The 12,896-nt window shown below is 67.2% G+C and carries 12 protein-coding genes; all 12 read left to right on the top strand.

The window, feature by feature from the left end:
• The first annotated feature begins 99 nt into the window (after positions 1–99).
• The 12 genes from pyrH to rnhB all read left to right on the top strand — a co-directional run bounded on the left by pyrH (position 100) and on the right by rnhB (position 12,824).
• The gene (gene pyrH, locus ACM0O9_RS08830; protein ID WP_005415854.1) at positions 100–828 is read left to right on the top strand and encodes a UMP kinase; all 729 of its coding nucleotides are present in this window, start codon (positions 100–102) and stop codon (positions 826–828) included.
• Positions 829–924: 96 nt separating this feature from the next.
• Positions 925–1,479 carry a ribosome recycling factor gene (gene frr / locus ACM0O9_RS08825; RefSeq protein ID WP_005415853.1) on the top strand — a complete coding sequence of 185 codons (555 nt, stop codon included), beginning with the start codon at positions 925–927 and terminating at the stop codon, positions 1,477–1,479.
• A 5-nt stretch (positions 1,480–1,484) separates the two neighbouring features.
• Positions 1,485–2,252: a polyprenyl diphosphate synthase gene (gene uppS, locus ACM0O9_RS08820; protein ID WP_032954050.1), complete on the top strand. Its 768-nt coding sequence runs from the start codon at positions 1,485–1,487 to the stop codon at positions 2,250–2,252.
• Complete coding sequence (locus ACM0O9_RS08815; RefSeq protein ID WP_139726932.1) at positions 2,249–3,085, top strand: phosphatidate cytidylyltransferase; 837 nt, start codon at positions 2,249–2,251, stop codon at positions 3,083–3,085. The genes uppS and ACM0O9_RS08815 overlap by 4 nt, the downstream gene beginning before the upstream one ends.
• Before the next feature lie 2 nt (positions 3,086–3,087).
• Positions 3,088–4,278, top strand: coding sequence for a 1-deoxy-D-xylulose-5-phosphate reductoisomerase (locus ACM0O9_RS08810; protein ID WP_164229798.1), 1,191 nt, complete (start codon positions 3,088–3,090; stop codon positions 4,276–4,278).
• A gap of 55 nt (positions 4,279–4,333) precedes the next feature.
• A complete protein-coding gene (gene rseP / locus ACM0O9_RS08805) occupies positions 4,334–5,692 on the top strand; it encodes an RIP metalloprotease RseP (RefSeq protein WP_414603903.1) in 1,359 nt (452 codons plus the stop codon).
• 74 nt (positions 5,693–5,766) lie between these two features.
• On the top strand, positions 5,767–8,130 hold the full coding sequence (gene bamA, locus ACM0O9_RS08800; RefSeq protein ID WP_065177435.1) for an outer membrane protein assembly factor BamA: 2,364 nt from the start codon (positions 5,767–5,769) through the stop codon (positions 8,128–8,130).
• A 496-nt stretch (positions 8,131–8,626) separates the two neighbouring features.
• Positions 8,627–9,649: a UDP-3-O-(3-hydroxymyristoyl)glucosamine N-acyltransferase gene (gene lpxD, locus ACM0O9_RS08795; protein ID WP_095378988.1), complete on the top strand. Its 1,023-nt coding sequence runs from the start codon at positions 8,627–8,629 to the stop codon at positions 9,647–9,649.
• The gene (gene fabZ, locus ACM0O9_RS08790) at positions 9,646–10,104 is read left to right on the top strand and encodes a 3-hydroxyacyl-ACP dehydratase FabZ (protein ID WP_005415845.1); all 459 of its coding nucleotides are present in this window, start codon (positions 9,646–9,648) and stop codon (positions 10,102–10,104) included. Before lpxD ends, fabZ begins: the two co-directional genes overlap by 4 nt.
• Positions 10,105–10,120: 16 nt before the next feature.
• Positions 10,121–10,912 (top strand): acyl-ACP--UDP-N-acetylglucosamine O-acyltransferase, encoded by a 792-nt coding sequence (gene lpxA, locus ACM0O9_RS08785; RefSeq protein ID WP_005415844.1) that lies wholly within the window; start codon positions 10,121–10,123, stop codon positions 10,910–10,912.
• Positions 10,913–10,965: 53 nt separating this feature from the next.
• Entirely contained in the window at positions 10,966–12,168 is a 1,203-nt protein-coding gene (gene lpxB / locus ACM0O9_RS08780; protein WP_231109109.1) for a lipid-A-disaccharide synthase, read from the top strand.
• Entirely contained in the window at positions 12,165–12,824 is a 660-nt protein-coding gene (rnhB, locus tag ACM0O9_RS08775) for a ribonuclease HII (protein WP_005415842.1), read from the top strand. Before lpxB ends, rnhB begins: the two co-directional genes overlap by 4 nt.
• The last annotated feature ends 72 nt before the right edge of the window (positions 12,825–12,896 follow it).

Here is a 12,896-nt window from a genome sequence, read left to right as displayed (position 1 = left end):
GGCGAACCACCAGATTCTGCGCCGCAGTGCACAAAACACTTTGGCACAACGCCGCATGCGCGTAGAATCGCCCGCGATTTCCACGCACCCGAGGTCCCCATGTCCAAGCTCGCCTATCGCCGCATCCTTCTGAAACTCTCCGGGGAGGCGCTGATGGGAGACGAGGACTACGGCATCGACCCCAAGATCATCAATCGCCTCGCCCGTGAGGTCATCGAAGCCCAGCAGGCCGGTGCCGAAGTGGCGCTGGTGATCGGAGGTGGCAACATCTTCCGCGGCGCCGGCCTGGCCGCCGGCGGCATGGACCGCGTAACCGGCGACCAGATGGGCATGCTGGCCACCGTCATCAACGCCCTGGCCATGCAGGACGCCCTCGAGAAGCTGGGTGCCAAGGCCCGGGTGATGAGCGCGATCAAGATCAACGACGTGTGCGAGGACTACATCCGCCGCCGCGCCATCCGCCACCTGGAAAAGGGCCGCCTGGTGATCTTCGCTGCCGGCGTCGGCAGCCCGTTCTTCACCACCGACTCCGGCGCCGCACTGCGCGCGATCGAGATCGGCGCCGACCTGCTGCTGAAGGCCACCAAGGTCGATGGCGTGTACGACAAGGACCCGAACAAGCACAGCGATGCGGTCCGCTTCGACAGCCTGAGCTACGACGAAGTGATCCGCCGCGGCCTGGAAGTGATGGACACAGCGGCCTTCGCTCTGGCCCGCGACAGCGACCTGCCGATGCGCGTGTTCGACATGGGCCAGCCGGGCGAACTGCTGAAGATCCTCAACGGCGCGAACATCGGCACCCTGGTCCAGGGCCGCGACCCGGCCTGAGCCTGAGCGCAAAGCGACGACCGGGCCGATTCAGGCCCGGCAGCGTCCCGTATTCGCCTATAATCGCCCGATTCCAGATACATCCAGGACCGGGCGATGCTCAACGACATCAAGAACAACGCGCAGACGCGCATGGCCAAGAGCATTGACGCTCTGAAGCACACCCTCACCTCCATCCGGACCGGCCGTGCCACCCCGGCCCTGCTGGACCGCGTGACGGTCAGCGCCTATGGCAACGCCAGCACCCCGCTGAACCAGGTCGCGTCGATCTCCAACGCCGACGCCCACTCGCTGCTGGTCACCCCGTTCGACAAAGGCATGATCAAGGAGATCGAAAAGGGTCTCTACAACGCCGAGTTCACTCCGAACACGCTGGGCACCGCGATCCGCATCAACATGCCGCCGCCGACCGAAGAGCGCCGCAAGGAGCTGGTCAAGCAGGTGCAGAAGGAAGGGGAAGGCGCCAAGATCGCGATCCGCAACATCCGTCAGGACGCGAACAAGGAAATCGCCAAGCTGGTCAAGGACAAAGCGATCAGCGAAGACGAGAAGAAGCGCGGCGAAGACGACATCCAGAAGCTGACCGACGCCAACATCAAGGACGTCGACAAGGTCGTTGCCGACAAGGAAAAAGAACTGCTGTCGGTCTGAAGTCGATGCCTTCAGTCCCGCCTCCGTTGCCTGCCTCCCTGCCCCGCCACATTGCCATCATCATGGATGGCAATGGGCGTTGGGCACAGCAGCGCCGTCGCCCCCGGGTGATCGGCCACCGTGCCGGCGCGCGCGCGGTCAACCGCACCATCGAGCGCTGCCTTGAACTGGGCATTCCGGCGCTGACCCTGTTCGCCTTCTCCAGCGAGAACTGGGGCCGGCCGCAGGAGGAAGTGGACGCGCTGATGAAGCTGTTCCTCGGTGCACTCGACCGCGAAGTGGACGAGCTGCACCGGCGTGGCGTGCGCGTGCGCTTCATCGGCGAACGCGAGCGCTTCGGCGCCGGGCTGGTCAGCCGCATGCAGCTGGCCGAGCAGCGCACCGCCGACAACACCACCCTGACCCTGTCGATCGCTGCCAGCTACGGTGGCCGCCAGGACATCGCCCGCGCCGCGCGCGCCCTGGCCGTCGAAGTGGCGGCCGGTCGCCTGCTGCCCGAGCAGATCGACGAAGCGCTGCTGGGCAGCCAGGTGGCCCTGGCCGACCTGCCGCCGCCGGACCTGTTCATCCGCACCGGCGGCGACACCCGCATCAGCAACTTCCTGCTGTGGCAGCTCGCCTATACCGAACTGTGGTTCACCGAGGCCCTGTGGCCGGACTTCGACGCCGGGCAGCTGCAGCAGGCGCTCGACGCCTATGCCGGTCGCGAGCGTCGTTTCGGCCTGACCAGCGCCCAGATTGCCGCACTGGCCACCGAGACTTCCAGCCCATGACCAAGACCCGAGTCCTTGCCGCGCTGATCATGGCGCCGCTAGCCATTGCGGCGATCCTGCTGCTGCCCACGCAATGGCTGGCCGCCGCCGCCGCCGCCGTGCTGCTGATCGGCCTGTGGGAATGGCTGAAGCTGGCCGGTATCGAAGACACCCTGGCGCGCACCGTGCTGCTGGTGCTGAACCTGCTGCTGATGGTGCTGCTGGTCTGGGCCGATGGCAGCACCCTGGTCCTGTTCCAGATAACCACGCTGGCCGGCGTTGCCTGGTGGCTGGCCGCGCTGCTCTGGTTGCGCTTCTTCAACTTCGGTGCACAGCCGTCGGCACCCTCGCGGATCCTGAAGATGCTGGCCGGTACCCTGGCCATCGTCCCGGCCTGGGCCGCGCTGGTGCTGATCCATGCCGGCGGCGATCCGCCGGGCCAGCAGGGCCACCTGTGGCTGCTGGCTGCTCTGGCGCTGGTGTGGGCGGCCGACTCGGGCGCCTATTTCGCTGGCCGCCATTTCGGCAAGCACAAGCTGGCGCCGCGGATCAGCCCCAACAAGACCTGGGAAGGCCTGTTCGGCGGCCTGCTGGCCGGTGTCGCCGTGGCCCTCGGCCTGGGCTGGCTGACTGGCATCGATGCCGCACACCTGCCCGGCCTGTTGATCACCGCGGTGGTGGCGGTGTTCGCCTCGGTCCTGGGCGACCTGTTCGAGAGCCTGATCAAGCGCCATGCCGGCGCCAAGGACTCAGGCCACCTGATCCCGGGCCACGGTGGCGTGCTCGACCGGGTCGACGGCGTCCTCGCCGCCGTGCCGGTGTTCGCGCTGGGCAAGGAAATCTTCGGGTTCTGACCATGAATGCTGCTGCAGACCTGCGCCGGGTCGCCGTGTTCGGCGCTACCGGCTCGATCGGCGCCTCCACGCTGGACGTGATCGCCCGCCACCCGCACCGCTACCAGGCCACGGTGCTCGCTGCCGGCCGCCAGGTGCAGGCGCTGCTGGCGCTGTGCCGCCAGCACAGACCCGCGCACGCGGTGATCGCCGACGCATCGCTGTTCGCCGAACTGCGTGACGGCCTGCGCGAGGCCGGCCTTGCCACCGAGGCCCATGCCGGCCAGGCCGCGCTGGACCAGCTGGCCGCCAGCGATGCCTGCGATACCGTGGTCGCGGCCATCGTCGGCGCGGCCGGCCTGTCCTCGACCCTGGCTGCCGCGGCCGCCGGCAAGCGCATCCTGCTGGCCAACAAGGAATCGCTGGTGCTGGCCGGCGAACTGCTGACCCGGACGGCCGAACGTGCCGGTGCCGAAATCATCCCGATCGACAGCGAGCACAGCGCGATCTTCCAGTGCCTGCGCTCGCGCGATGCCAGTGTCGACGGCGCCGGCGTGCGCCGGATCCTGCTGACCGCCTCCGGCGGCCCGTTCCGTGGCCGCAGCCGCGCCGAACTGGCCCAGGTCACGCCGGCCCAGGCCGTTGCCCACCCCAAGTGGTCGATGGGGCCGAAGATCTCGGTCGATTCGGCGACATTGATGAACAAGGGCCTGGAAGTCATCGAGGCCCACCACCTGTTCGGCGTGCCCGGCGAGCGCATCGAGGTGCTGGTGCACCCGCAGAGCCTGGTCCATTCGCTGGTCGAGTTCGTCGATGGCTCGACCCTGGCCCAGATGGGCCTGCCGGACATGCGCACCACTCTCGCCGTCGGCCTGGGCTGGCCGCAGCGCATCGAATCGGGCGTGGCCGGGCTGGACCTGCTGGTCCAGGGCCGCCTGGATTTCGAGGCCCCGGATACTGACGCCTTCCCCTGCCTGGCGCTGGCCTGGCAGGCCATGCAGGCCGGCGGCACCGCACCGGCGGTGCTGAACGCCGCCAATGAAGAGGCGGTTTCAGCGTTTCTTCAGGGCCGGATCGGTTTCCTGACGATCCCGGAGCTGGTTGCTAACGCTCTTTCAACACTGCCGACCCAGCCAGCCGATACACTGGAGATCCTGTTGTCCGCCGACCAGCGGGCACGCCAGCTCACCCTGAACGCCATCGACGCCGCCTGAACGACCGCCTCGCCCAGCATGACGCCGCCGCCCCTGCCCACCACTGTGAGCCTGCATGACTGACTTCATCGGATCGGTCTGGTGGATGATCGTCAGCCTCGGGCTGCTGGTCACCTTCCACGAGTTCGGGCATTACTGGGTCGGGCGCCTGTGCGGGGTCAAGATCCTGCGTTTCTCGGTCGGCTTCGGCCGGCCGCTGTGGTCGCGCCGCGACAGGCACGGCACCGAGTTCGCCATCGCCGCCATCCCGCTGGGCGGTTACGTGAAGTTCCTCGACGAACGCGAGGTCGAAGTCCACCCGCACGAGCGCGGCCAGGCCTTCAACCACAAAACCGTCTGGCAGCGCATCGCGATCGTTGCCGCCGGCCCGATCGCCAATCTGCTGCTGTGCATCCTGCTGCTGTGGGCGATGTTCGTGATTGGCAAGCAGGATTACTCGCCCACCATCGGCCGTGTCAGCGGCATCGCCGCCAGTGCCGGCCTGGCCAGCGGCGACCGCGTGCTGCGCGTGGACGACCGCCAGGTGGTCACCCTCGGCGAGGCCAGCATGGCGCTGACCGCAGCCGCGATGGACCGCCGCGACGTGAAGCTGGAAGTGCTGGATACGGCCGACCAGGTACGCACGCGCACCCTGCCGCTGTCGCAGCTGCCGGCGGGTTTCGATGAGCGGCGGGTGCCGATCCTGGCTGGCCTGCACTGGCAGTCGTGGCTGCAGCCGGCCCAAGTGGAGTCGCTGACTGCGGACTCCGTGGTGGCAGGGCAACTGCAGCCAGGCGACCTGATCGTGGCCATCGATGGCCAGCGCATCGCCAGCGTCGACCAGGTGATCGGCGAGATCCAGGCCCTGGGCCGTGCCGGCGGGCCCGGAATGATCGAGGTCCTGCGTGGCGGCGAGCGCCTGGCGCTGGAAGTCACCCCGCGCCAGGGCAAGGACGGCAAGGGCAATCCGGTCTGGCAGATCGGCGTCGGCTTCCCCACCAGCTACAGCCCCGCCTACGACACCCTGCTGCGCTATGGCCCGCTGGATGCGGTGACCGTGGCGGTGCGCGAGACCGGCCGCCTGGCCGCCGACTCGCTGGGCATGATGGGTCGCATCGTGACCGGCAAGGCCTCGCTGCAGAACGTTTCCGGGCCGGTCACCATCGCCCGCGTGGCCAATGTCTCGGCCAAGCGCGGCCTCGACTGGTTCCTGCAGTTCCTTGCCCTGCTGTCGCTCAGCCTGTGCATCATCAACCTGCTGCCGATCCCGATCTTGGACGGCGGCCACCTGCTGTATTACCTTATCGAGTTGGTCAAGGGCAGCCCGCTGAGCGAGCGTGCCATCGCCGCCGGCCAATACATCGGCCTGGCGTTGCTGGCCGGGCTGATGGGGTTGGCGTTCTACAACGACATCCTCGGCCTGGTCCCGCGATGAACTTTTCCACGTTGTTGCCGTCTACAGCGTCGGCATCCCGCACCAATGAAATCGACCTTCCTACCGGACGTGACATGACGCGACTCCCCAATCGCCGCCTGCTGGCCCTCGCCCTCGCCGCCGTCACCGGCGCTCCCGCCCTGGCCCAGGCAGCCGAGCCCTTCACTGTCAGCGACATCCGCGTCGATGGCCTGCAGCGCATCAGCTCGGGCACGGTGTTCACCTACCTGCCGGTGGAACGCGGCGAGACGATCACCGACAACAAGGTCGGCGAGACGATCCGCGCCCTGTACAAGACCGGCTTCTTCGAAGACGTGCAGCTGGACCGCCAGGGCACGATCCTGGTGGTGACCGTCAAGGAACGCCCGGCGATCAACAAGCTGACCGTGACCGGCAACAAGGACATCAAGTCCGACCAGCTGCTCAAGGGCCTGTCCGACATCGGCCTGACCGAGGGCGGCACCTTCGATCGCCTGAGCCTGGACCGCGTGACCCAGGAACTGCGCCGCCAGTACAACGACCGTGGCAAGTACAACGTCGACATCACCCCGACGGTGAGCCCGCTGGACCGCAACCGCGTGGACATCGCCATCGCCATCAAGGAAGGCAAGGCCGCCAAGATCCGCCACGTCAACCTGGTGGGCACCGAGAAGTTCGAGAGCAAGGACATCCTGGAGACCTGGGAGTCCAAGGAGCACAACTGGGCGTCGTGGTACCGCCGTGACGACCAGTACTCCAAGGAAAAGCTGTCCGGTGACCTGGAAAAGCTCAACTCCTGGTACCTGGATCGCGGCTACGTCGATTTCAGCATCGATTCCACCCAGGTCTCGATCAGCCCCGACAAGCGCGACATGTTCCTGACCGCGGGCGTGACCGAGGGTGCGCAGTACAAGATCTCCGAGATCAAGGTCAGCGGCGACACCATCCTCCCGCAGGAGGACGTCGAGCGCATGGTGATCCAGAAGTCCGGCGACACGTTCTCGCGTGCCCTGCTGGAATTCAGCTCGGACACCATCACCAATTCGCTGTCCAACATCGGCTACGCGTTCGCCAAGGTGAACCCGATCCCGACCACCAACCGCGCCGAGCAGACCGTGGCCATCAACATGCAGGTCGTGCCCGGCCCGCGCGTGTCGGTGCGCCGCATCCTGTTCCGCGGCAACACCCGCACGTCCGATGAAGTGATGCGTCGCGAAATGCGCCAGTTCGAGAACAGCTGGTACTCGCAGGCCGCGATCGACCGCTCCAAGATCCGCCTGCAGCGCCTGGGCTACTTCGAATCGGTGGAAGTGGAGACCCCGGCCGTCAGCGGCAGCAACGACCAGGTCGACGTCGTCTACAACGTCAAGGAAACCACCTCGGGCAGCTTCGTGTTCGGCCTGGGTTACTCGCAGTCCTACGGCATGACCACCTCGGTGCAGCTGTCGCAGAACAACTTCCTCGGTGGCGGCAACCGCGTGTCGGTCGAAGCCTCGCGCAGCAGCTACCTGCAGCGCTACGGTTTCAGCTACACCAACCCGTACTTCACCGATGACGGCGTGTCGCTGGGCTACAACCTGTCCTGGCGCGAACTGGATTACTCCGACTTCAACACCGCGCAGTACAACAGCACCAACGGTGCCGCGCAGGTGGTGTTCGGCGTGCCGCTGACCGAGACCGACACCGTCTCGCTGATGTTCGGCATCGACAGCAACCAGATCACCACCTACGAAGGCTCGACCCCGCAGTCGATCATCGACTACATCAACGCCGTCGGTAAGCGCACCTTCCATGCCTGGCGCACCGAGCTGGGCTGGGCGCGCGACTCGCGAAACGACTACTTCATGCCGACCCGCGGTACCTACCAGCGCGTGGGCCTGGAAACCACACTGCCGGGTTCGACCATCGAGTACTACAAGCTGAACTACCAGATCAGCAAGTACTGGCCGATCATGCCGTCGCTGGTGATCAACACCCGCGCCGAAATCGGCTACGGTGATGCCTACGGCAAGGACTACACCCGTACGCTGACCAATCCGGATGGCACCACCCGCACCGTCACCGCCAGCGGCCTGCCGTTCTTCGAGAACTTCTACGCCGGTGGTACCAACTCGGTACGCGGCTTCGAGGACAACACCCTCGGCCCGCGCGAAGTTACCCGCGGCTACCCAGAAGGCCAGCCGCTGGGTGGCTCGCTGAAGACCGTCGGTTCGGTGGAAGCCTACTTCCCGCGCCTGTTCGACAGCCCGTCGGCGCGCGTGTCGGCCTTCGTCGACTTCGGCAACGTGTATACCGGCGTGGACAACTTCAAGGCCAACGAGCTGCGCGTATCCACCGGTGTGGCCCTGCTGTGGCGCGCCCCGGTCGGCCCGATCTCGATCAGCTACGCCTTCCCGCTGAAGAAGGAAGACGATGACAAGATCGAACGCCTGCAATTCACGTTCGGTGGGCAGTTCTGACGAACCGCGAGGCGGTTCGCCAGAACTGCCCCCGCATTCCACCTATCCCCCGCGCCGCTACGCATGCCATCCATGGCATGCGCCCTTCGGGCCGTTGCATAGCAACGTTGGGAATCGCTCCTGCGATTCCCAGGGGCGCGCCCCCCTTAACAAAGGGGGGCTCTCCACCAGACGGGGTGCGAAGCGCCGGGCTCTGCCCGGCGTTTTCGTTTGGCCTGGATGCCGGAAGCGCCCGCTCTGCTTTTGATCTTTTCTGTTTTTCCGTGGCTGGCACTCGCGCCAGGCCGTCGGAGGTCGGACGGGGTGGGGCTGCGGGGGTGTGAGCCGCATGGATGCGGCGACCAAGGCTACATGGACGTACTTGCGCCGCCCCCCGCAGCCCCGCCCCGTCCGACCCAGCCCATGACACTGGCTCTGCCGGCCGTGAGGGGCCCTGCCGTTGGCTGCATATGCCCCACCGCATGACCGAAATGGCGCCACACGTTAAACTCCCGCCGTGAATACTCCCACCTACACCGCCCAGCAACTCGCCGAGCAGTTCGGCCTGCAGGTCCATGGCGATCCCGCTACCGCCATCCATGGCGTGGCTACCCTCGCCCATGCCGGTCCTGGCCAGCTGACCTTCCTTGCCAACCCCCGCTATCGCGTCCAGCTGGCCGACAGCCGGGCTTCGCTGGTGGTCCTGCGTGCCGATGACGTCGACGCCGCCCCCGGCGCCGCGCTCGTCGCCAAGGACCCGTACACCGCATTCGCCAAGATTGCCGCGCTGTTCGACATCGCGCCGACCCGCCCGCCGGGCATCCATCCCAGCGCAGTGATCGATCCCAGCGCCCAGGTCGCCGCCAGCGCCCATATCGGCCCGTTCGTCTCGGTCGGTGCGCGCAGCGTCGTCGGTGAGAACTGCATCATCGGCACCGGCAGCGTGATCGGCGAGGACTGCAGCCTGGATACCGGCTGTGAGCTGATCGCCCGCGTGACCCTGGTCACCCGGGTCACGCTGGGCAAGCGCGTGCGCGTGCATCCCGGTGCCGTACTCGGCGCCGATGGCTTCGGCCTGGCGATGGACGCCGGCAAGTGGATCAAGGTGCCGCAGCTCGGCGGCGTCCGCATCGGCGATGACTGCGAGATCGGCGCCAACACCTGCGTCGACCGTGGTGCGCTGGAAGACACCGTGCTGGACGAAGACGTGCGCCTGGACAACCTGGTGCAGATCGCGCACAACGTGCAGATCGGCGCGCACTCGGCCATTGCCGGCTGCACCGGCATCGCCGGCAGCGCCAAGATCGGCCGCTACTGCCTCCTCGGCGGCCACGTTGGCGTGGTCGGCCACCTCGAGATCTGCGACAAGGTCGTGATCACCGGCAAGTCGGTGGTCCGCAACTCCATCCATGAGCCGGGCGAGTATTCGTCCGGCACCCCATTGACCGACAACCGCACGTGGCGCAAGAACGCCGCGCGCTTCAAGCAGCTGGACGCATTGGCTCGCCGCGTTCTGGCTGCTGGCAAGGAGAAAGAATGAACGATTCGCTGCAGCTTCCGATCGACGTCTGCCAGATCCAGGAACTGCTTCCGCACCGCTACCCGTTCCTGCTGGTGGACCGGGTGCTTGAACTCGACGTCGAGGCCAAGCGGATCCTGGCGCAGAAGAACGTCAGCATCAACGAGCCGTTCTTCCAGGGCCACTTCCCGGGCCGCCCGATCATGCCCGGGGTGCTGATCATCGAAGCGCTGGCGCAGGCTGGCGGTGTCATGACCCAGCTCACGCTCGGCCGCGATGCGCAGTCCAAGCTGTTCTACATGGTCAAGGTGGAAAACGCTCGCTTCAACAAGCAGGTCGTGCCCGGTGACGTGCTGATGCTGGACGTGCAGATGAAGCGCCTGATCCGCAACATGGGCTGGTACTACGGCGAAGCCAAGGTCAACGGCGAAGTCGTCGCGTCGGCCGAGGTCATGTGTGCCGGCGCCAAGGGCTGATCCACTGGAGGCAGCAATGACTGACAACGCACCGCGGATCCACCCCACCGCCGTCATCGACCCGGCCGCACGCCTGGCTGACGATGTCCAGGTGGGCGCCTTCACCCTGATCGGCCCCGACGTTGAAATCGGTGCCGGCACGGTGGTGGGCCCCCATTGCAGCATCCACGGCCCGACCCGGATCGGCCGCGACAACCGCTTCGTCGGCCATGCCGCGATCGGTGGCGAGCCGCAGGACAAGAAGTTCGGCGGCGAGCGCACCGAACTGGTGATCGGCGATCGCAACGTGTTCCGCGAGTTCGTCACGCTCAACCGTGGCACCGGCGGCGGCGGCGGCATCACCACCATCGGCAACGACAACTGGATGCTGGCCTACACGCACGTGGCACACGACTGCCATGTCGGCAACTTCTGCGTGTTCTCCAACAACACCACTCTGGCTGGCCACGTGACCGTGGGCGACTACGTGATCATCAGCGGCTTCGCCGGTGCCCACCAGTTCTGCCGCATCGGCGCGCATGCCTTCCTCGGCATGGGCGCGCTGACCAATGGTGACGTACCGCCGTTCACCATGGTCGGCACCGATTCGCTGGGACGCCCGCGTGGCATCAACAGCGAAGGCCTGAAGCGGCGCGGCTTTGACGCTGACCGCATTTCGGCCATCAAGCGTGCGTACCGCACGCTGTACGTCGCGGGCCTGCCGCTGGCAGAGGCCAAGGTGCAGCTGACCGAACAGGCGCGTGACAGCGACGACGTGAAGGCGATGCTGGACTTCATCGAGCACGCCGAGAGGCCCCTGCTGCGATGAGCAGCTCGACCGGCCAGGCGCCGGCCGGCGCCGCGGTGATCCCGCTGGCCTCGATGGCCGGCAGCGTTCCCGCGCAGCGGGTGCTCAGCGAGCGCCCGTTGCGGATCGCGCTGGTTGCCGGCGAAGCCTCCGGCGACCTGCTCGGTGCGGGCCTGGTGCGTGAACTGAAGGCACGCTTCCCGAATGCCGAGTTCGCCGGTATCGGCGGCGATGCCATGCGCAGCGCCGGCTGCCAGACCTGGCACGATGCCAGCGAGCTGGCGGTGATGGGCCTGACCGAAGTGCTGCGCCACCTGCCGCGCCTGCTCAAGCTGCGCTCGGCGTTCCGCCAGCGTGCGCTGGACTGGCAGCCGGACGTGTTCATCGGCATCGACGCCCCCGACTTCAACCTGGGCATCGAGCGCTGGCTGAAGCAGCGTGGCGTGCGCACCGTGCATTACGTCAGCCCGTCGGTCTGGGCCTGGCGCGAAAAGCGCGCCGAGAAAATCGGCAGCAGCGCCGACCTGGTGCTGTGCCTGTTCCCGATGGAGCCGCCGATCTATGCCCGGCACGGCATCGACGCGCGCTTCGTCGGCCACCCGATGGCCGATGACATTCCGCTGCAGGGCAACCGCGAGGAAGCACGCGCCGCGCTCGGCCTGCCGGCCTCGGCCAAGGTGCTGGCGGTGTTGCCGGGCAGCCGCCTCGGCGAGATCTCGCGCCTGGGCGAACCGTTCTTCGAAGCCGCCTGGCAGGTCTCCGAACGCATTCCGGGCCTGCATGTGGTGGTGCCTGCCGCCAACCCGGCCTGCAGGCAGCTGATCGAAGAACAGCTGTCGCGCTCGGCGCTGCCGGTGGCCTACTCGCACGTGCTTGACGGCCAGGCGCGCAACGCGATGATCGCCGCCGACGTGGTGGTGCTGGCCTCCGGCACCGCGACCCTGGAAGCCATGCTGGTTAAGCGGCCGATGGTGGTCGGTTACCGCGTCAACGAACTGACCTATCGACTGGTCAAGGCGCTTGGCCTGATCAAGGTCGACCGCTTCGCCCTGCCCAACATCCTGGCCGGCCAGGACCTAGCACCGGAGCTGATGCAGCACGACTGCACGCCGGACAGGCTGGCCGCGGCCATCCAGCAGTGGTTCGACCACCCGCAGCGGGTGATCGACCTGCAGGACACTTATGTGCGCCTGCACGAGCGACTGCGACGCAACGCCTCGGCGCGTGCCGCCGATGCCGTCGGCGAGCTGCTGATGCGCGACCAGGCGCAGGCATGAGCCGCCGCCACGCCGCAGCAGCAAGCCTGGCCCTGTTCGACGGTACGGCAGTGGTCGAGCCGGAGCGCCTGGTCGCCGGTGTCGATGAGGCCGGGCGTGGCCCGCTGGCCGGGCCGGTGGCGGTGGCGGCGGTGGTATTCGATCCGTCACGGCCACGGATCAACGGCCTGGATGATTCCAAGCAGTTGACCGCTGCCCGCCGCGAGCAGCTGCATGACCGCATCGTCGAGCGCGCCCTGGCCTGGCATGTGGTGCTGGTGGACGTGGACACCATCGACCGCCTGAACATCTACCAGGCCACCCTGCAGGGCATGCGTGACGTCGTTGCAGCGGTCGCCCACGTGGCCGGCTTCGCCCGCATCGACGGCAACGTGGTGCCCAAGGGCCTGGTACTGCCGGCGCAGGCGCTGGTCGGCGGCGATGGCATCGACCGCGCGATCATGGCCGCCTCGATCCTGGCGAAGGTCTCGCGCGATCGCTACATGCAGGACGTGCACGCCCGCCACCCCCAGTATGGGTTCGAGCAGCACAAGGGCTATGGCACTCCGGCCCACCTGGCCGCCCTGCGCGAGCACGGCCCCTGCGTGGAGCACCGGCGCAGCTTCGCCCCGGTGCGCGAGTGCCTGGAAGCGCCGGCTGTCGCGGCCATCGCCTGAGCCTGCTGGCGTTGTAGCGCCGAGCTCATGCTCGGCAGCTGTGGACAGCCGAGCATGGGCTCGGCGCTACAG

This window comes from Stenotrophomonas sp. FR012 (assembly GCF_047520565.2).
Taxonomy (GTDB): Bacteria; Pseudomonadota; Gammaproteobacteria; order Xanthomonadales; family Xanthomonadaceae; genus Stenotrophomonas; species Stenotrophomonas sepilia.
This window is presented reverse-complemented; position numbering and strand designations above follow the sequence as displayed.